This is a genomic window from Gilliamella sp. B2772 (assembly GCF_026536985.1).
Taxonomy (GTDB): Bacteria; Pseudomonadota; Gammaproteobacteria; order Enterobacterales; family Orbaceae; genus Gilliamella; species Gilliamella apicola_E.
Genome location: NZ_JAFNNB010000001.1, coordinates 970398 through 987488, shown reverse-complemented (window position 1 = coordinate 987488; position 17091 = coordinate 970398). Strand labels below are relative to the sequence as shown.

Sequence of the window (17091 nt, the reverse complement as noted above, 5' to 3'; positions counted from 1 at the left end):
AACTAACTAGGTTCTTCTGCTCTTGGTAGCCAATCCTGACTAGTATAGGTATTAATCTCTACGTTTGTACTCATTCCTTTATTTGATCTTTTACGGATATAATTTTTACCGTTTTCTTTCATTGCATAATTATGTGATGTACCAAATTGTGTGAGCGATAAAGGGTTGTTTAAGCCTGTATTGCGTATATATTCAATATAAGCATGATGCAAATATCTTCTTGGGTTAAAGGGGTGATCATCCCCAAACATCCCATAAACATCCCATTAGGATAATCAAGCGCATCAAGATAACTACAAAATTTGTGTATCAGTCATTGGAGCTATTCTTTTAGGCATACTTTCACCTTTTGGGACTATGAAATTATAGGACTATGTTCACGTAGTCCTTAATATAGTCCCCAAAAATATGAATGTAAATGTATCTTACTGATGCTTATAGAATAGTAAAATAGGCTATAAGCCTTGTTTATACTGGTTTTGGTGTGGTTTAAAGGATTTTAAAGAATGTTCCTGTTTATTAAATTGGTGCCGTGGGCGGGACTTGAACCCGCATGCCCTTAGAGCACTACCCCCTCAAGATAGCGTGTCTACCAATTTCACCACCACGGCGCCGTTTTTATTCTGGAATATCTGAAGTCGGATTAATACTCTGTGGCTGTATAACTGGATCAGTAGTTGGAATTACTTGTCTATTACTGTTCAAGTCATCTGTACTTTGCTGTGTAGTTGTATTATCGCCAATATTTTTGAAATCATCGCTGATATTAGTTGTTTTTGAACTACCAATATTGGACAAAATAATACTTAATGCAAAAAATAATACACCTAATATTGTCGTTGTACGTGTAAGGAAGTTTCCACTACCTGATGAGCCAAATAGAGTCGCAGATGCACCTGCACCAAAAGATGAGCCCATGTCAGCGCCTTTTCCGCGCTGTATTAACACTAAAACGATTATCGCAAGTGCGATAATTAAATAACCTATAATTAATAGTTCGTACATTTCAACCTGTCAATTTTATGTTATAGAACAGAATTTATTGATGCGAAATATTAGCGAAAGAGTGAGCAACAAGCAAGTATATTTTGTTATTTTCTGTATTTATCATAATCAATTGTACGTTTTTAGGGAAAAATAAGTATAATGTCGCAATTTTTAGTCTCGCAAATTCTGTTGTATGAAATTTATAGTTAAACTTTTTCCTGAAATCACGATCAAAAGTGAATCTGTTCGTTTACGTTTTATTAAAATATTAACGAGTAACATTCGTAATATTTTAAAACATTCAATTGATGATGTTGCCGTTATTCGTCATTGGGATTTTATTGAAGTTCGCCCTAAAGTTATTAATAGTGAAAGTCAAATCTTAGAACTATTAACTCGAATTCCTGGTATTCACCATATATTAGTAGTTGAGGAGCTTAGTTTTGTCGATCTGCATGATATATATGAAAAAGCGTTTAATCATTTTGCCCCTTTAATTGAGAATAAAACATTTTGTGTCAGAGTAAAACGTCGAGGTAAGCATGAGTTTACTTCAATTGATGTAGAGCGTTATGTTGGTGGAGGGCTGAATCAGCATGTTTCGACAGCTAAAGTAAAATTAACTCGTCCGGATGTAACAGTTAATCTTGAAATAGATAAAGACAAGCTATTATTAGTTAAAGAACGCCATGCAGGAATTGGTGGTTTTCCGACAGGAACTCAAGAAGATGTTATTTCTCTTATTTCTGGCGGATTTGATTCTGGCGTGTCGAGCTATATGTTTATTCGACGAGGCTGCCGAGTCCACTATTGCTTCTTTAATTTAGGTGGAAGAACTCATGAAATTGGCGTTAAACAAATGGCTCATTATTTATGGAAGAGATTTGGTTCTTCTCATAAAGTTCGTTTTATCGCCATTGATTTTTCGAATGTAGTAGGTGAGATTCTTGAGAAAATTGACGATGGACAAATGGGCGTTATTTTAAAACGGATGATGATTCGTGCTGCTTCTATGGTTGCTCGACGTTATAATGTTGAAGCGTTGATTACTGGCGAGGCATTGGGGCAAGTATCAAGCCAAACTTTAACTAATTTACGTTTAATCGATAATGTGAGTGATACTTTAGTTTTACGCCCACTAATAACGTATGATAAAGAAACTATAATTAATCTTGCTCGTCAAATCGGTACTGAAGACATCGCTAAGACAATGCCAGAATTTTGTGGTGTGATATCAAAAAATCCTACTGTAAAAGCGGTGAAAGAGAGAATAGAAGAGGAAGAACAACATTTTGATTTCTCCATATTAGATAAAGCAGTTGAAGAAGCCGAAAATATTGATATTCGTGAAATTACTAAACAAACTGACAACACAATTACACAAGTCGATATGGTGACAACATTAGAAGATAATCAAATTATAATTGATATCCGTTCACCTGAGGAACAAGAGGATAACCCATTAGAAATTGAAAATGTCGATGTTAAGCTCATCCCTTTTTATAAATTGGCGACACAATTTGGCGATCTAGATCAATCAAAACAATATTTATTGTATTGTGCGAAAGGTATTATGAGTAAATTACAAGCACTTTATCTGATTGAACAAGGATTTAGTAATATAAAAGTGTTTAAACTATAAATCTTAACAATTATTTACGACATTAATGCATTTTATCTATATAATATTTCTAAAAATATAAAATAAATTTACAATAATAAAAAACCAATAGAAAAATTATAAATTTCTTAATTAATGAGGGTAGTAATGAACAAATTGCTCGTAGTTGATGATGATCCAGAAATTGCCTCAATGTTATGTGAATTATTAGAATTAGAAGGCTTTGAAGTCGTAATAGCAAATAATGGTGTTCAGGCTTTAGATAAATTTGATGATAGCATTGATCTTATTTTACTTGATATTATGATGCCAGAAATGAATGGGTTAAGTGTATTATCTCAACTAAGAAATAAATATACTGTTCCAGTAATTTTCTTAACAGCTAAAGATAACGAATTTGATAAAATTATTGGGCTTGAACTTGGTGCTGATGATTATATCTTAAAGCCGTTTAATGATCGGGAGCTTATTGCTCGAATCAATGCATTATTACGTAGGAAACGTTGGGATAATATGGCTGTAACTTCTGGTGAAAAGTCAGTTCAATATACCATTGATAAACTTACCGTTAATCGAAAACAGCAATCTGTTTCATTTGATGATAAATATATTGAATTAACTGGTACTGAATTTCAAATATTATTACAACTTCTCGAAAATGCTGGAAAAATAATTTCAAGAGATGATTTAAGCGAAAACGTATTAGGTAAAGAATTTTTACCTTTAGCTCGTTCAATTGATGTTCATGTTTCTAATTTGCGTAAGAAACTTCCTCCTCGTAGCGATGGTTTACCATGGATTAAAACATTACGTTCAAAAGGATATCTGTTTGTTGTAGATCAAAATGATGATGTATTACAAAACTAGCTATTTCTTTATATGGTAAGAATATATGTGGTTCTTTGATCGCCTAACAATTAGAATTTTCACAATATTCTTACTTACTATTGCTTTCTTTCTTATTCTGGTAATGGCCTTGCCAAAGCTAGACTCCCGAAATTTAACCTATTTAGCCAATAAAGATAAAGAAAGTGGCAATCTACTGGCTAAAGAAATTGAAAAAGATTTAACCAAGATACCTAAAGATAGTTTCCGTTGGTGGATGAGATTCATTGTTGTAATGGATAATCATCAAAAAGCTGGGCAACTATTATTTATTGTTACACCCAATCAACAAATTATCACAGCTGATACTAATAATATCGATTTAGTAAAAAGTTTTAGTGAAAAATCTCACGATGTTGATGATCCAGCTAAAAAAATCTATGATAACCAAGAAATTATTGGTCCTTTCTTGCTTCATTATGCTAATGAAGACTATCAATTATTTTTATTACAACCTGCGTCGGATATTCAGTCTCAATTTGTTAATTTAATTTTTGATCATCCTTTCTTGCTTTTGACATTAACCATGTTGGCAAGTACGCCATTCTTGTTGTGGCTATCTTGGAGTATTGCCAGGCCAGCACGTGGATTGAGGTTGGCTGCTGAGCAAGTAGCCAAAGGTAATCTACAACAGTGGCCAGAACTCGAAAAAGTTGGATCGTATGAATATAAAGCAGTGGGGGCAAGTTTTAACCGCATGCTTAGAGAGTTGAAAAGGATGCAAGAGTTACAGCAACAATTGTTTTCTGATATTTCTCACGAATTGCGGACACCATTAACTCGATTGCAATTAGCAACTTCACTGCTACGTCGTAAACAAGGTGAAAGTAACGAAGTTTTACGAATAAGTGATGAAGCGATAAAACTTGATTCAATGATTGGTGATTTATTGTCATTAGCAAGGAATCAGCATGATAATAACGAAGTTCGTGAATATAAACAGTTAGATGAATTATTTAAAAATGTTTTAGATAATGCGACTTTTGAAGCTAATCAAATTTCAAAACAATTTTCAATTCTTACTCCCCCAACTAATAATACAATTTTGTGTTATCCAACGGCGTTATGTAGCGCGCTTGAAAATGTAGTAAGGAATGCATTTCGTTATTCAAATCAGCGAATTGATGTTAATTTTGTTATTCAACAACAAACTGCAATTATCACTATTGATGATGATGGGCCAGGTGTTGCTGATAGTGAGTTAGAGCAAATATTCAGACCGTTTTATCGTACTAATGAAGCTCGTGATCGTGAGTCAGGTGGCACAGGTTTAGGTTTAGCCATTGTTTCTAACGCTATTACTCGAGATAATGGCACTGTTAAAGCAGAGAAAAGCCACTTAGGTGGACTTAGAATTGTGATAGTATTACCTCTTCAAAAATATTAACAGCTAAGAGAAATAATTGTGTCAGATGCATCTTTAAATATTGTTTTATTTGAACCTGAAATTCCTGCTAATACTGGTAATATCATTCGTTTGTGTGCTAACACTGGTTTTAATTTACATATTATTGAGCCAATGGGATTTTATTGGGATGATAAAAAATTGAGACGAGCAGGATTAGATTATCAAGAATTTGTTGATGTAAAACGTTATAAAAATATTGAGTGCTTTTTAGATGAGAACCAACTTGATTTAGCTTCTCAAGTTTATGCCTTAACGACAAAAGGTCAAAAACCACACAGTGAAGTAAATTATAAATCAGCTGACTTTTTGATGTTTGGCCCAGAAACGAGAGGTTTACCAGCAAAAATTCTTGATGCATTGCCGCAAGATAGAAAAATTCGGATTCCATTGGTTGCTAATAGCCGAAGTATGAATCTGTCTAATTCAGTTGCAGTAGTTGTTTATGAGTCATGGCGACAGCTTAATTATATCGGGGCTAAATAAATTTAAATTTTGATTTTTAATTACCAAATAAATGAAAAATTTTTGCAGATTTTTAACTCAAAGACCCCGTTCCTCAACTCAAAAATTTAACTTAAATTTTTTTACTTAAAAAAAAGAGGTCATATCGACCTCATTATTTAAATAATTATTTTGATGAATTACTATTTAACGCGAGAAACGTATTCACCTGAACGTGTATCAACTTTAAGTACTTCACCAATTTGCACAAATAAAGGAACACGTACAACTGCACCAGTTGATAATGTGGCTGGTTTACCACCAGTTCCCGCTGTATCACCTTTTAATCCTGGATCAGTTTCAATAACTTCTAATTCAACAAAGTTTGGTGGAGTAACAGCAATTGGTTGACCATTCCACAAGGTTAAAATACATTCCGCTTGATCGACTAACCATTTAGCATTGTCACCTACAGCTTTTGCATCAGCAGAAAGTTGTTCAAATGTATCATTATTCATAAAATGCCAAAACTCACCATCGGTATAAAGATAAGTTAAGTTCATATCAACGACATCAGCCGCTTCAACAGATTCTCCTGATTTAAATGTTTTATCAACAGTTTTACCAGAAAGTAATTTTTTAATTTTTACACGGTTAATTGCTTGTCCTTTACCTGGCTTGTAAAATTCATTTTCAACAATTACACACGGCTCGCCATCTTGCATTATTTTAAGACCAGCTTTAAACTCATTAGTACTATAAGATGCCATAAAAGCTCCAACTATCATTCTGAATTACAAAAATGAGCCATATTATACAGCAAAATGTTGAACAACCAAATAAAGATGAGTGGATTTTTGATCTCGCTAATGTAGTGACAGATATCAAAAAGCTTTATCATTGTCTGGATTTAGATTCTGAGGAAATTTCTTTACCCATTTTACAGGCAAGAAAACAATTTCCACTTCGTGTGCCTATGGCTTTTATAAATCGAATGAAAAAAGGTGATCCTCAAGATCCTTTACTGCTTCAAGTACTTTGTGATGAACAGGAATTAATAAACGTACAGGGTTTTACTAAAGATCCTCTTGATGAGCAACATAACAATATTCCAGGATTACTACATAAATATCATAATCGCGCATTATTAATGACTAAAACTGCTTGTGCGATTAATTGCCGTTATTGTTTTAGGCGACATTTTCCTTATCATGATAATCAAAGTAACAAAAAGAATATTAGTATCGCATTAGAGTATATTGCACAGCATACCGAACTTGATGAAATTATTCTTTCGGGGGGCGATCCTTTAATGGCAAAAGATCATGAAATAGCTTTTTTAATAGCTGAATTAGAGAAATTTCGTCATATTAAGCGTTTACGTATTCATAGTCGTTTAGCGGTGGTGATACCTAATCGTATTACTTCTGAGTTGTGTCGATTATTTGCAAAAACACGTTTACAAGTTGTGTTAGTTACCCATATTAATCATCCGAATGAAATTGATAATAATGTAGCTCATGCCATCAAAGATTTAAAGAAAAGTGAGGTAACAGTACTAAATCAGAGTGTTTTATTAAAAAATATTAATGATGATGCTGATGTGCTAGCGAAGTTAAGTAATAAGTTATTTTCAATTGGTATTTTACCTTATTACATCCATTTATTAGATAAAGTACAAGGTGCGGCTCATTTTTTAGTCGATGATGATGAGGCCAAAAAAATCATGCGGCAATTGACAAAAAAACTATCGGGTTATTTAGTTCCAAAATTAGCGCGTGAAGTTGGTGGTGAAGCAAGTAAGCGAGTTTTAGCTATTAGTGATTAATGAAATTTGAAAAGGTCCTTACAATTTATGTTTCAAAATCCCGTTGACGAAAAATAAAATAGACTCTATAATTCGGACCTCTTTAATTAATGCTGTGGAGTTTATACTCTACAACTTGTTGATAAATTAGATTTGGATATAAATCGTCATGAAACGCACATTTCAACCATCAGTATTAAAACGCAATAGAACTCACGGTTTCCGTGCTCGTATGGCTACTAAAAACGGTCGTCAAGTTCTTGCTCGCCGTCGCGCTAAAGGCCGTGTTCGTTTAACTGTTGCTAGCTAATTTAAAGTTGAGTGACTAAACTCACTTTTCCTCGGGAGTTACGCTTGTTAACTCCCTTTGATTTTAATCATGTATTTCAAGAATCTATTCGTGCAGGTTCGCCTTTCCTGACTCTAGTTACACGTAAAAATAATCTAAGTCATCCCAGATTAGGCTTTGCTATAGCTAAAAAACAGGTTAAAAGAGCCCATGAGCGTAATCGTATTAAACGGTTAGTCAAAGAATATTTTCGTCACAACCAACATCAGTTTCCTAATATCGATTTTATTTTGATGGCTAAACAGCCTGTTATACAATTGAATAATCAACAATTAGTTGAGACATTAGATAAACTATGTCAGCAAATCATCAAAAAAAACTAAGTAAATTAATATTAATTGTCAAACAGCATGTTTATGCGGTTAAGGCTTTGATTATTAATGTTTTTGTTTTTGTTATTAGTTTATATCAACGTATCATTAGTCCGTTATTTGGTCCTAAATGTCGCTTTACTCCCAGCTGTTCACAGTATGCCATAATCGCATTAAGGCGATTCGGATTGATAAAAGGTGGTTGGCTAACGGTCAAACGTGTATTAAAATGTCACCCTTTACATGAAGGAGGTGAAGATTTTGTTCCTCCTAAGAAAACTAAAACCAATAGAGAAAAACACTAATGGGATCTCAACGTAATATATTAGTCATTGCTTTACTTTTCGTTTCTTTCCTGATTTGGAAAGCGTGGGTAGATGATCATGCACCAAAACCCCCAGTTGCTAACCAATTAACACAACAAATAGGTGAAGATAGTTCAACAGCGGATTCAGTGCAAGGTAAAACTATCATAATAAAATCTGATGTATTGTCATTAACGGTTAATACCTATGGTGGCGATGTGCAATCTGCTCAATTGTTGAAATATGAGCAGTCTCTTCATTCAGGTACACCTTTCCAACTACTTACTTCTAAACCTGATTTTATTTACATTGCTGAAAGTGGGTTAACAGGTAAAGATGGTCCAGACAATGCAACTCAAGGCTCAAAAAGACCATTATATCAAACTGATCAATCTGAATATGTTTTAGCTGATGGTCAAGATGAGTTGAAGGTTCCATTTACCTATCAAGTTAATGGTGTAACTTATACTAAATATTACATCTTACATCGTGGTAATTATGCTGTTGATGTACAGTATGACGTGAACAATCAAACCCAAAGTCCGTTAGAAGTATCAATGTATGGTCAGTTGAAGCAGACTATTGAACTCCCTAAAGATGCCGTTACTGAAGGCGGTGGCGGATTAGGACTAAGCGCATTTCGCGGTACAGCTTATTCCAGTGCCAACACTAATTATAGTAAATATAGTTTCAGTGATATCAAAGATGATGCTTTAGAAGTCAAAACTGAAACTGGCTGGATTGCTATGTTGCAACACTATTTTGCTTCAGCTTGGATTCCTACGCAGGAACAAAATAATTTATTCTATTCACGTGCAACAGCTAACAATTCACAAGCAACAATTGGTTTTAAAGGTGAAACAATAGTTATTCAACCAGGTGAAACGAAATTAATTAATGCCAAATTATGGTTAGGTCCTGAAATTCAAAGTGAATTAAAAGAAACAGCTAATCATCTTGATTTAATCGTTGACTATGGTTGGTTATGGTTCTTATCTCAACCACTCTTTTACTTATTGAAATTTATCCATAGTTTTATTGGAAACTGGGGCTTTTCGATCATTGTGATCACTTTTATTGTGCGTGGTATTTTATTCCCATTAACACGAGCACAATATCGTTCAATGGCTAAAATGAAGTTATTGCAACCTCGTTTACAAGCATTAAAAGAGCGTTATGGTGATGATAGACAAAAAATGAGTATGGAAACAATGGCACTTTATAAACAAGAGAAAGTTAATCCTCTTGGTGGTTGTTTACCATTATTGATTCAAATGCCTATCTTCTTGTCATTATTTTACATGTTAGGTAATACGGTTGAGCTACGTCATGCTCCATTCGCTCTTTGGATCCATGACTTATCTGCACAAGATCCATATTATGTTTTCCCATTGTTAATGGGTGCAACTATGTTCTTAATTCAGAAGATGTCACCAACACCGGTTACCGATCCTTTACAACAAAAATTAATGACTTATATGCCATTAATCTTTACGGTATTCTTCTTATGGTTCCCATCAGGTTTAGTTTTATACTATATTGTAAGTAATTTATTTACGATTGCTCAGCAACGTATAATTTACTGGGAGCTTGAGAAAAAAGGTCTACACGAAAAGAAAAAGAAATAGTATTGCCAAAAAGGAGGATTAAGATCCTCCTTTTTAATAGTTATTTTTTGGTATTGATGTGATGAATATACAACAACAATTTAATTTAATTGGTAACGAAAAAGGTTATTGGTTTGTTAGTCAAAATGGGCGATTATGGTTGCCAAATGGCGAAGTTCCTCATGGTATTGCTAGTGAATTAGGTTTTACCAACAAACTAGCTCAACCAATTGGTGAGTGGAATGGGCAAACCGCTTGGTTGATTTGCCAAGAAATGAAAAACTCTATGTCAACGATTCGCCCCTTACTTAATAATGCTGATCAATCATTATTTAATATGGCTGGCAGGGCGGTACAATTGTCTGAGTTTTATCGTTCTCATAAATATTGTGGTTATTGTGGTCATGAGATGCATATTAGTAAAACAGAGTGGTGTTGTTTATGCAGTAATTGTCACCAACGTTATTACCCACAAATTTCCCCTTCAATTATCGTTGCTATTCGAGATAAAAATAAAATTTTATTGGCAAAGCATGTTAGGCATAATCAAGAAAATTTATATACCGTTTTAGCTGGTTTTACAGAGATTGGTGAAACAATGGAAATGACGGTTGCCCGAGAAGTGTACGAAGAGTCAAAAATAAAAATTAAAAATATTCGTTATATTGGTTCACAACCTTGGCCGTTTCCTAACTCCATGATGATGGCCTATTTAGCTGATTATGAGAGTGGTGAAATTACTATCGATAAAAATGAGTTAGTCGAGGCAAATTGGTATCATTATTCTCAATTACCTAAAATACCCGAATATGGCACGATAGCAAGACGTTTGATTGAAGATACAATTATACTTTGTCGTGAATATGATGAGTTTGGTGAGTAAAATTCATCATATTCACTTAATTAACAATTTATAAATATTCAATGGTTCTGGTTAAATCAATTTTACTTGAACCTTCTCCTACTGTTTCACAAACAGCTTTAGTCCAGTCGTTATTTTCGTTATAAGCGAAATAGGTACAAGTCTCAGTTGATTCTAACTCTTGTTCATTTTTATCATTGATGATTACATTACCTTTTGCTGATAATTTATATGTTCTAGTAATTGTTTTTTCGAGCTGATTATTAGTGTTATAAACTATATCTTTCTCTCTCACTAAAACGGGCAGTTTAGTTCGTTCATCTGATTTTATATAAGCATTATATAAAACTTGTTCAACCAGATCGCCGTTATAAATAATTTTACTATTAAAAACAATATTATTATCGGCAAAGTTGGATAAGGTTGTTTCAACTAAATGACCTTGTTCATCAAATTCATTAATGGCAACAATGTCACCATTATCATCTTTCATACCAATAATATTTTTTGAATCGTCAAAAGAAACATCGTAATTATTCCTAACATCTTTCATGCCATAAATATATTTGGCTGTATCATAGTTTATTTCGCCATATAAACCTTCAAGATCATAATTCTGTACATAACCTTGAGCATTATAATTGATCGTTTTTTCTGTCAGTCCTTGGATTTTTTGGTGTTTGATCAGTTTTTTATGAGGTAAGAGTTCTGGTTCGGTATGAAAAAGATAACTATTACTTACCAATATTGATGATTGGGATTTAAATTCATTATTTATATTTTTGTTTACAGCATTATTCTCAGTTTGGGCCTCTTGATTTTTGCTTGTACTAGAGGCGGCATTTGTTTCTGCCTTTTTTTGATTATCACATCCCGTTAATAAAAAAATAGTCAAAAAGAATAGATAGATATAATTTTTCATAATATTAGTCTCTTAATGTTAGAGTTAGAGTTTTATTTATATCTAATAAAAAAGCTTAATCAACTTCAGTATTTTATTGCAATCTTAGTCTGTTTAGAGCATAAATTTGAATTTCATTTGTATTCGTTTCTTATAGATAAGCTTTACAAATATTAGCAAATTGGAGGTCAAAGATATAGTTTTCGTCAGAATTTTTATTTTTAAATTAACAGATTACTTCGAAAAAAATGATGAGGTAAGAAAATTTAAATATTGATCATATCAATCTGCGATAAGTTGCCGATTGATATGAATCAGATAAAACCATCAATGCTCTGGGTTATTGAGCCATTGAGCTATTTGTTTGGCAAAATAAGTTAAAACCCCATCTGCACCCGCGCGTTTAAAACAGAGTAATGATTCCATGATGACAGATTTTTCATCTAACCAAGCGTTTCCAATTGCGGCCATCAACATTGCATATTCTCCAGATACTTGATAGGCAAAGGTTGGTACCGCAAAAGTGTCTTTTACTTTACGAACAATATCTAGGTAAGGCAACCCAGGCTTAACCATTACCATGTCAGCACCTTCACTTAAATCTTGGTAAATTTCTTGTAATGCTTCATTAGCGTTGGCCGGATCAAGTTGATAGGTTTTTTTATTACCACCTTTAATGTTTTTTGCTGAACCTACAGCATCACGAAATGGTCCATAAAAGCTAGAGGCATATTTTGCTGAATAAGCCATTATTTGCGTATTAATAAAATCATGTGATTCTAGCCCATTACGAATTGCGCCAATTCGACCATCCATCATGTCACTGGGTGCAATAATATCAGAACCTGCTTGAGCTTGAACTAATGCTTGTTTAACCAAAGTACTAACAGATGTATCATTTAAAACATAACCATTATCATCAATAATACCGTCTTGGCCATGAGTGGTATAAGGATCGAGTGCAACATCACTTAAAATTCCGAGTTCTGGTAACTCTTTTTTTAGTGCCCTAATTGCTTTAGGAACTAATCCATTTTCGTTATAAGCTTCTTCAGCTAACAGTGATTTTTGAGAAGGCTCAATAGCAGGAAACAAAGACAATATAGGAATGCCTAATTTGGCAACTTGCTCTGCCTCTTTCACTAATACATCAACGCTCATTCTTTTAACATTGGGCATTGATGATACAGATTGAATAATATTTTTCCCTTCAACGATAAATACTGGATAAATCAAATCATCAACTGTTAAACGATTTTCTGCAACTAGGCGACGACTAAAATCATGAGCACGATTACGACGTAATCGTCTTTGGGGATATTGACCGGTAAAGACTGATGACATATAAATACCTATATTTTTGATTAAACGGTCTTATTATCTGACTCAAAAGTAAGATTAGCAAATAATTTGTTATGTCGTAATTATACGATATTTTACTTTACAACTTATATGATTTAGAGGTAAAATTGCGCACTAATTTTTAGTCCCTTGTGATATTAACCAAATTTGAGGTGAGAGGCACATGCCAGTAATTAAAGTACGTGAAAATGAACCTTTCGATGTAGCATTACGTCGTTTTAAACGTTCTTGCGAAAAAGCAGGAGTTTTAGCTGAAGTTCGTAACCGTGAATTTTACGAAAAACCAACAACTATTCGTAAACGCGCAAAAGCAGCTGCTGTTAAACGCCACGCTAAGAAATTAGAAAGAGAAAACGCTCGTCGCACTCGTCTATATTAATATTTATACTGAAAATTTAATTTATTTATTTTTTTAATATAAAAATTTTAACAAGCCGTACTTTTACTACGGCTTGTTGTCTTTGTGTAATGCCATAAATGGTTGAATTTTATCATGAAAGGTCTTATTCCTCGCGATTTTATTTTAGATTTGCTTGCCCGCACAAATATCCTTGATGTGATAGGTAAGCGCGTTAAAATGAAAAAAAAAGGAAATAACTATTTTGGTTGTTGTCCTTTTCATGATGAGAAAACCGCTTCTTTCTCATTAAGCGAAAAAAAGCAGATTTACTATTGTTTTGGATGTGGCGCTACTGGATCTGCAGTAAATTTTTTGATGCAATATGAGCGATTGTCTTTTCCTGAGGCAATTGAAGAGATAGCTAGTATGCAAGGAATCCGTGTTCCATACACGGATAACGAAAATAATCAAGCTGATGCATCAAAGCAAATTGAATCTCGTAATGTTCGTCGAGATCTTTATTCATTGATGTCTAAAATAACTGATTTCTACCAGCAGCAATTAGCATTATCGACTTCGGTAGATGCTCAAAAGTATCTTGAACAACGTGGATTAAACGCAGAGATTATAGCTAGGTATAAAATCGGTTATGCACCTAATTCAAAACAACTAACTTTTCAAAATATAGTTAAGACTGAAAATGAAGTGGTGCTATATGACAAGGCAGGGATGTCTGTCAATAACGATATAGGTAATCGATATGATCGCTTTCGTGGGCGTATCATGTTCCCGATTCGCGATAGACAAGGTAATGTTATCGCTTTTGGTGGAAGGACGATCTTCAATGAGTCGGCGAAATATCTAAATTCACCTGAAACTCCTATTTTTCATAAAGGTTTTCAATTATATGGACTTTATGAAGCTCAAGAAACTAATCGTAATTTAAAGCAATTAATAATTGTTGAAGGTTATATGGATGTTGTTTCTCTTGCACAGTACGGTATTGATTACGCTGTAGCTGCTTTAGGAACAGCAACATCAGAAGAGCATATTAAGCTTCTATTTAGAGCAACAGATTCCGTAATATTTTGTTACGATGGTGATAAAGCCGGGCGAAATGCTGCATGGCGAGCGCTTAATGTATTACTACCTTGTTTGATTGATGGTAAAGATATAACTTTTGCTTTTTTACCACAAGATGAAGATCCAGATAGTTACGTGCGTAAGGTCGGAAAAGATGGCTTTGAAGATTACATAAAAAAGGCGCCTAACTTATCTGAATTTTTGTTCGATGAGTTATTAAAACAGGTCGATTTAAAATCAGCTGAAGGTAAAGCTAAATTGAGTTCACTTGCTATTCCTTTACTTGAACAGGTAAAAGCAAAAGTATTTAGACTTAATTTACTTCAAAAATTAGGGCGTTATTTGGGGCTATTGGATCTATCCCAAATTGAACAATTAATCGCGAATAATAATATAAGCGAAAATAGAACTATTGATTCAGCACCTGTGCCAAAAATGAAATTGACCACTATGCGGATTTTAATTGGTTTGTTACTTCAATATCCAAATCTAGCTAAGATGGTATCTGATATTAACGTTATGAGGCAAGTTAACTTAGCGGGAATTGATATATTTATTGAACTACTTGAATTATGCCAACAATATCCAAATATAACTACAGCACAAATATTAACTGAATGTATTAACCGACCATATTATAAACAGCTAAGTCGTTTAGCAACCTGGGAGTACCATTACCAAGATGATGAAATAGAATCAATTTTTTCTAATACTTTAAAAGAGTTATATGATAATATACTCGCCCAAAGGCAAGATGAACTGATCGCAAAAGAGAGAGTCTCCGGATTAAGTACCGCAGAGAAAAAAGAATTAGCGACACTAATACTTGTTTTATCAAAAAAAGACTAAATATATAGGGTATGTGTAGAAAAATACTTTTTATTCTGCACATATAATACACATGACCGAATAACTAAATGGTGATACTTTATGGAGCAAAATTCTCAATCACAGTTAAAACTCCTAATTATACGGGGTAAGGAGCTGGGATACCTGACCTATGCTGACGTCAATGATCACTTGCCTGAAGAAATCATTGATTCAGATCAGATTGAAGATATTATCCAAATGATCAATGATATGGGGATTCAAGTACTTGAAGAAGCTCCAGACTCAGATGAATTATTACTTTCAGATAATGTTCCAGATGAAGAGGCAGTTGAAGCAGCAACAGCATTAGTTTTATCTAATGTAGAATCAGAAATAGGTCGAACTACTGACCCAGTACGTATGTATATGCGTGAAATGGGTGCGGTTGAACTATTAACCCGTGAAGGCGAAATTGATATCGCAAAACGTATTGAAGATGGGATTAATCAAGTTCAAACCTCAGTATCTGAATATCCAGAAGCCATTACTTATCTCTTAGAACAATATAATTTAATCGAAAGCGGTGAAGTTCGCTTGTCCGACCTTATTACTGGTTTTGTCGATCCGAATGCTGAAGAGTCAGAAGAAGAACTTCCTGAAGAATTGGAAGACGGTGAAGAAGAGATTGATATTGACGATAGTGATGATGAAAGTGAAGAAGAAAGCGATTCTTCAGCTGATGATGATGTCTCTATCGATCCAGAAGTAGCAAAAGCGAAATTTGCTGAATTACAAGAGCAACATGATAAAACTTCTGCTGCAATTAAAAAATATGGACGTGCTCATAAAAAAGCACAACAAGAAATTGAAAATCTATCTGAAGTTTTCAAACAATTCCGATTAGTTGGCAAGCAGTTTGATATTCTTGTTAATAATATGAGAAGCATGATGGATCGAGTAAGATCTCATGAGCGTATTATTATGCGAATTTGTGTTGAACAATGTAAAATGCCGAAAAAACAGTTTATGACTCATTTTACTGGCAATGAAAATAGCATGGACTGGTATAAAAAAGCGAGTACTGGTAAAGGTGTATTTGCTGCTAAATTAAAAGAATTTGAATCATCAATTGAAGAGCAAATTAAAGCTTTACAGCAAATTGAAACAGAAACTAATCTTTCTATCGAACAAATCAAAGATATTAATAGAAGAATGTCTATTGGTGAAGCTAAAGCTCGTCGAGCCAAGAAAGAGATGGTTGAAGCAAACTTACGTTTAGTTATCTCTATTGCTAAAAAGTATACTAATCGTGGTTTACAGTTCCTAGACCTTATTCAAGAAGGTAATATTGGATTGATGAAAGCGGTTGATAAGTTTGAATATCGCCGAGGGTATAAATTCTCAACCTATGCAACGTGGTGGATTAGACAAGCGATCACTCGTTCAATTGCTGACCAAGCAAGAACAATTCGTATCCCTGTGCATATGATTGAGACAATTAATAAACTAAATCGTATTTCTCGTCAAATGCTTCAGGAAATTGGGCGTGAACCAACACCGGAAGAGTTATCTGACCGCATGCAAATGCCTGAAGAGAAAATTCGTAAAGTACTAAAAATCGCAAAAGAACCAATTTCAATGGAAACACCAGTCGGTGATGATGAAGATTCACACTTAGGTGATTTTATTGAGGATACTGCACTTGAGCAACCACTAGATGCAGCTACATCGGAAAGTTTACGTAGTGCAACACGTGATATTTTATCTGGTCTAACACCACGTGAAGCAAAAGTCTTACGTATGCGATTTGGTATTGATATGAATACAGACCATACTCTTGAAGAAGTAGGTAAACAATTTGATGTAACGCGTGAACGTATCCGTCAAATTGAGGCTAAAGCATTACGTAAATTACGTCATCCTAGCCGATCTGATGTTCTTAGAAGTTTCTTGGAATAAATTATAACTTTAGCTAAATCGCCACTTATGTGGCGATTTTTTTAACTTATCAA

18 protein-coding genes and 1 tRNA gene are annotated in these 17091 nt (G+C 33.8%); 13 read left to right on the top strand and 6 right to left on the bottom strand.

The genetic code is table 11. The features are described from left to right. Nucleotides 1-2 precede the first annotated feature (2 nt). The 3 genes from J3T98_RS04640 to secG all read right to left on the bottom strand — a co-directional run bounded on the left by J3T98_RS04640 (nucleotide 3) and on the right by secG (nucleotide 1005). Nucleotides 3-251, bottom strand: a complete 249-nt coding sequence (locus tag J3T98_RS04640) for a primase-like DNA-binding domain-containing protein (RefSeq protein WP_267362239.1) — start codon at nucleotides 249-251, stop codon at nucleotides 3-5. A 274-nt stretch (nucleotides 252-525) separates the two neighbouring features. Further along, nucleotides 526-611 (bottom strand) — tRNA-Leu (locus tag J3T98_RS04635). A gap of 7 nt (nucleotides 612-618) precedes the next feature. Further along, on the bottom strand, nucleotides 619-1005 hold the full coding sequence (gene secG, locus J3T98_RS11175) for a preprotein translocase subunit SecG (RefSeq protein WP_065562359.1): 387 nt from the start codon (nucleotides 1003-1005) through the stop codon (nucleotides 619-621). Between the two features lie 175 nt (nucleotides 1006-1180). On the opposite strand from secG, the gene thiI reads away from it, so the two are divergent. The 4 genes from thiI to trmL all read left to right on the top strand — a co-directional run bounded on the left by thiI (nucleotide 1181) and on the right by trmL (nucleotide 5384). Continuing rightward, nucleotides 1181-2629, top strand: coding sequence for a tRNA uracil 4-sulfurtransferase ThiI (gene thiI / locus J3T98_RS04625; RefSeq protein WP_267362238.1), 1449 nt, complete (start codon nucleotides 1181-1183; stop codon nucleotides 2627-2629). A 126-nt stretch (nucleotides 2630-2755) separates the two neighbouring features. Continuing rightward, entirely contained in the window at nucleotides 2756-3475 is a 720-nt protein-coding gene (locus tag J3T98_RS04620) for a response regulator (protein ID WP_065562357.1), read from the top strand. A 25-nt stretch (nucleotides 3476-3500) separates the two neighbouring features. After that, nucleotides 3501-4880, top strand: a complete 1380-nt coding sequence (gene cpxA, locus J3T98_RS04615; RefSeq protein WP_267330038.1) for an envelope stress sensor histidine kinase CpxA — start codon at nucleotides 3501-3503, stop codon at nucleotides 4878-4880. A gap of 18 nt (nucleotides 4881-4898) precedes the next feature. After that, nucleotides 4899-5384, top strand: coding sequence for a tRNA (uridine(34)/cytosine(34)/5-carboxymethylaminomethyluridine(34)-2'-O)-methyltransferase TrmL (gene trmL, locus J3T98_RS04610; protein WP_267362237.1), 486 nt, complete (start codon nucleotides 4899-4901; stop codon nucleotides 5382-5384). 161 nt (nucleotides 5385-5545) lie between these two features. Here the strand turns inward: trmL and efp are convergent, their stop codons facing one another. Beyond that, entirely contained in the window at nucleotides 5546-6112 is a 567-nt protein-coding gene (gene efp, locus J3T98_RS04605; RefSeq protein ID WP_034882790.1) for an elongation factor P, read from the bottom strand. Between the two features lie 32 nt (nucleotides 6113-6144). On the opposite strand from efp, the gene epmB reads away from it, so the two are divergent. The 6 genes from epmB (at nucleotide 6145) to nudC (ending at nucleotide 10604) form a co-directional block, all read left to right on the top strand. After that, nucleotides 6145-7170, top strand: coding sequence for an EF-P beta-lysylation protein EpmB (epmB, locus tag J3T98_RS04600; protein WP_267362236.1), 1026 nt, complete (start codon nucleotides 6145-6147; stop codon nucleotides 7168-7170). A gap of 148 nt (nucleotides 7171-7318) precedes the next feature. Then, a complete protein-coding gene (gene rpmH / locus J3T98_RS04595; protein ID WP_025314679.1) occupies nucleotides 7319-7459 on the top strand; it encodes a 50S ribosomal protein L34 in 141 nt (46 codons plus the stop codon). A gap of 11 nt (nucleotides 7460-7470) precedes the next feature. Further along, nucleotides 7471-7821, top strand: coding sequence for a ribonuclease P protein component (gene rnpA, locus J3T98_RS04590; protein WP_065562353.1), 351 nt, complete (start codon nucleotides 7471-7473; stop codon nucleotides 7819-7821). Continuing rightward, the gene (gene yidD / locus J3T98_RS04585) at nucleotides 7794-8114 is read left to right on the top strand and encodes a membrane protein insertion efficiency factor YidD (RefSeq protein WP_081299466.1); all 321 of its coding nucleotides are present in this window, start codon (nucleotides 7794-7796) and stop codon (nucleotides 8112-8114) included. The genes rnpA and yidD overlap by 28 nt, the downstream gene beginning before the upstream one ends. Further along, nucleotides 8114-9742: a membrane protein insertase YidC gene (yidC, locus tag J3T98_RS04580; RefSeq protein WP_267362235.1), complete on the top strand. Its 1629-nt coding sequence runs from the start codon at nucleotides 8114-8116 to the stop codon at nucleotides 9740-9742. The genes yidD and yidC overlap by 1 nt, the downstream gene beginning before the upstream one ends. Before the next feature lie 61 nt (nucleotides 9743-9803). Continuing rightward, nucleotides 9804-10604, top strand: a complete 801-nt coding sequence (nudC, locus tag J3T98_RS04575) for an NAD(+) diphosphatase (RefSeq protein WP_065562351.1) — start codon at nucleotides 9804-9806, stop codon at nucleotides 10602-10604. A 28-nt stretch (nucleotides 10605-10632) separates the two neighbouring features. Here the strand turns inward: nudC and J3T98_RS04570 are convergent, their stop codons facing one another. Both J3T98_RS04570 and hemB read right to left on the bottom strand, forming a co-directional pair. Beyond that, nucleotides 10633-11505, bottom strand: coding sequence for a hypothetical protein (locus tag J3T98_RS04570; protein ID WP_267362234.1), 873 nt, complete (start codon nucleotides 11503-11505; stop codon nucleotides 10633-10635). A gap of 306 nt (nucleotides 11506-11811) precedes the next feature. After that, nucleotides 11812-12828 (bottom strand): porphobilinogen synthase, encoded by a 1017-nt coding sequence (gene hemB / locus J3T98_RS04565; RefSeq protein WP_267362233.1) that lies wholly within the window; start codon nucleotides 12826-12828, stop codon nucleotides 11812-11814. A 181-nt stretch (nucleotides 12829-13009) separates the two neighbouring features. Here hemB and rpsU point away from each other — a divergent pair, with 181 nt between their 5' ends. From rpsU to rpoD, 3 genes are all read left to right on the top strand, one after another. Continuing rightward, entirely contained in the window at nucleotides 13010-13225 is a 216-nt protein-coding gene (gene rpsU, locus J3T98_RS04560; protein WP_034882800.1) for a 30S ribosomal protein S21, read from the top strand. 114 nt (nucleotides 13226-13339) lie between these two features. Then, nucleotides 13340-15118, top strand: a complete 1779-nt coding sequence (dnaG, locus tag J3T98_RS04555) for a DNA primase (protein WP_065734800.1) — start codon at nucleotides 13340-13342, stop codon at nucleotides 15116-15118. 81 nt (nucleotides 15119-15199) lie between these two features. Beyond that, nucleotides 15200-17038, top strand: coding sequence for an RNA polymerase sigma factor RpoD (gene rpoD, locus J3T98_RS04550; protein ID WP_267362232.1), 1839 nt, complete (start codon nucleotides 15200-15202; stop codon nucleotides 17036-17038). The last annotated feature ends 53 nt before the right edge of the window (nucleotides 17039-17091 follow it).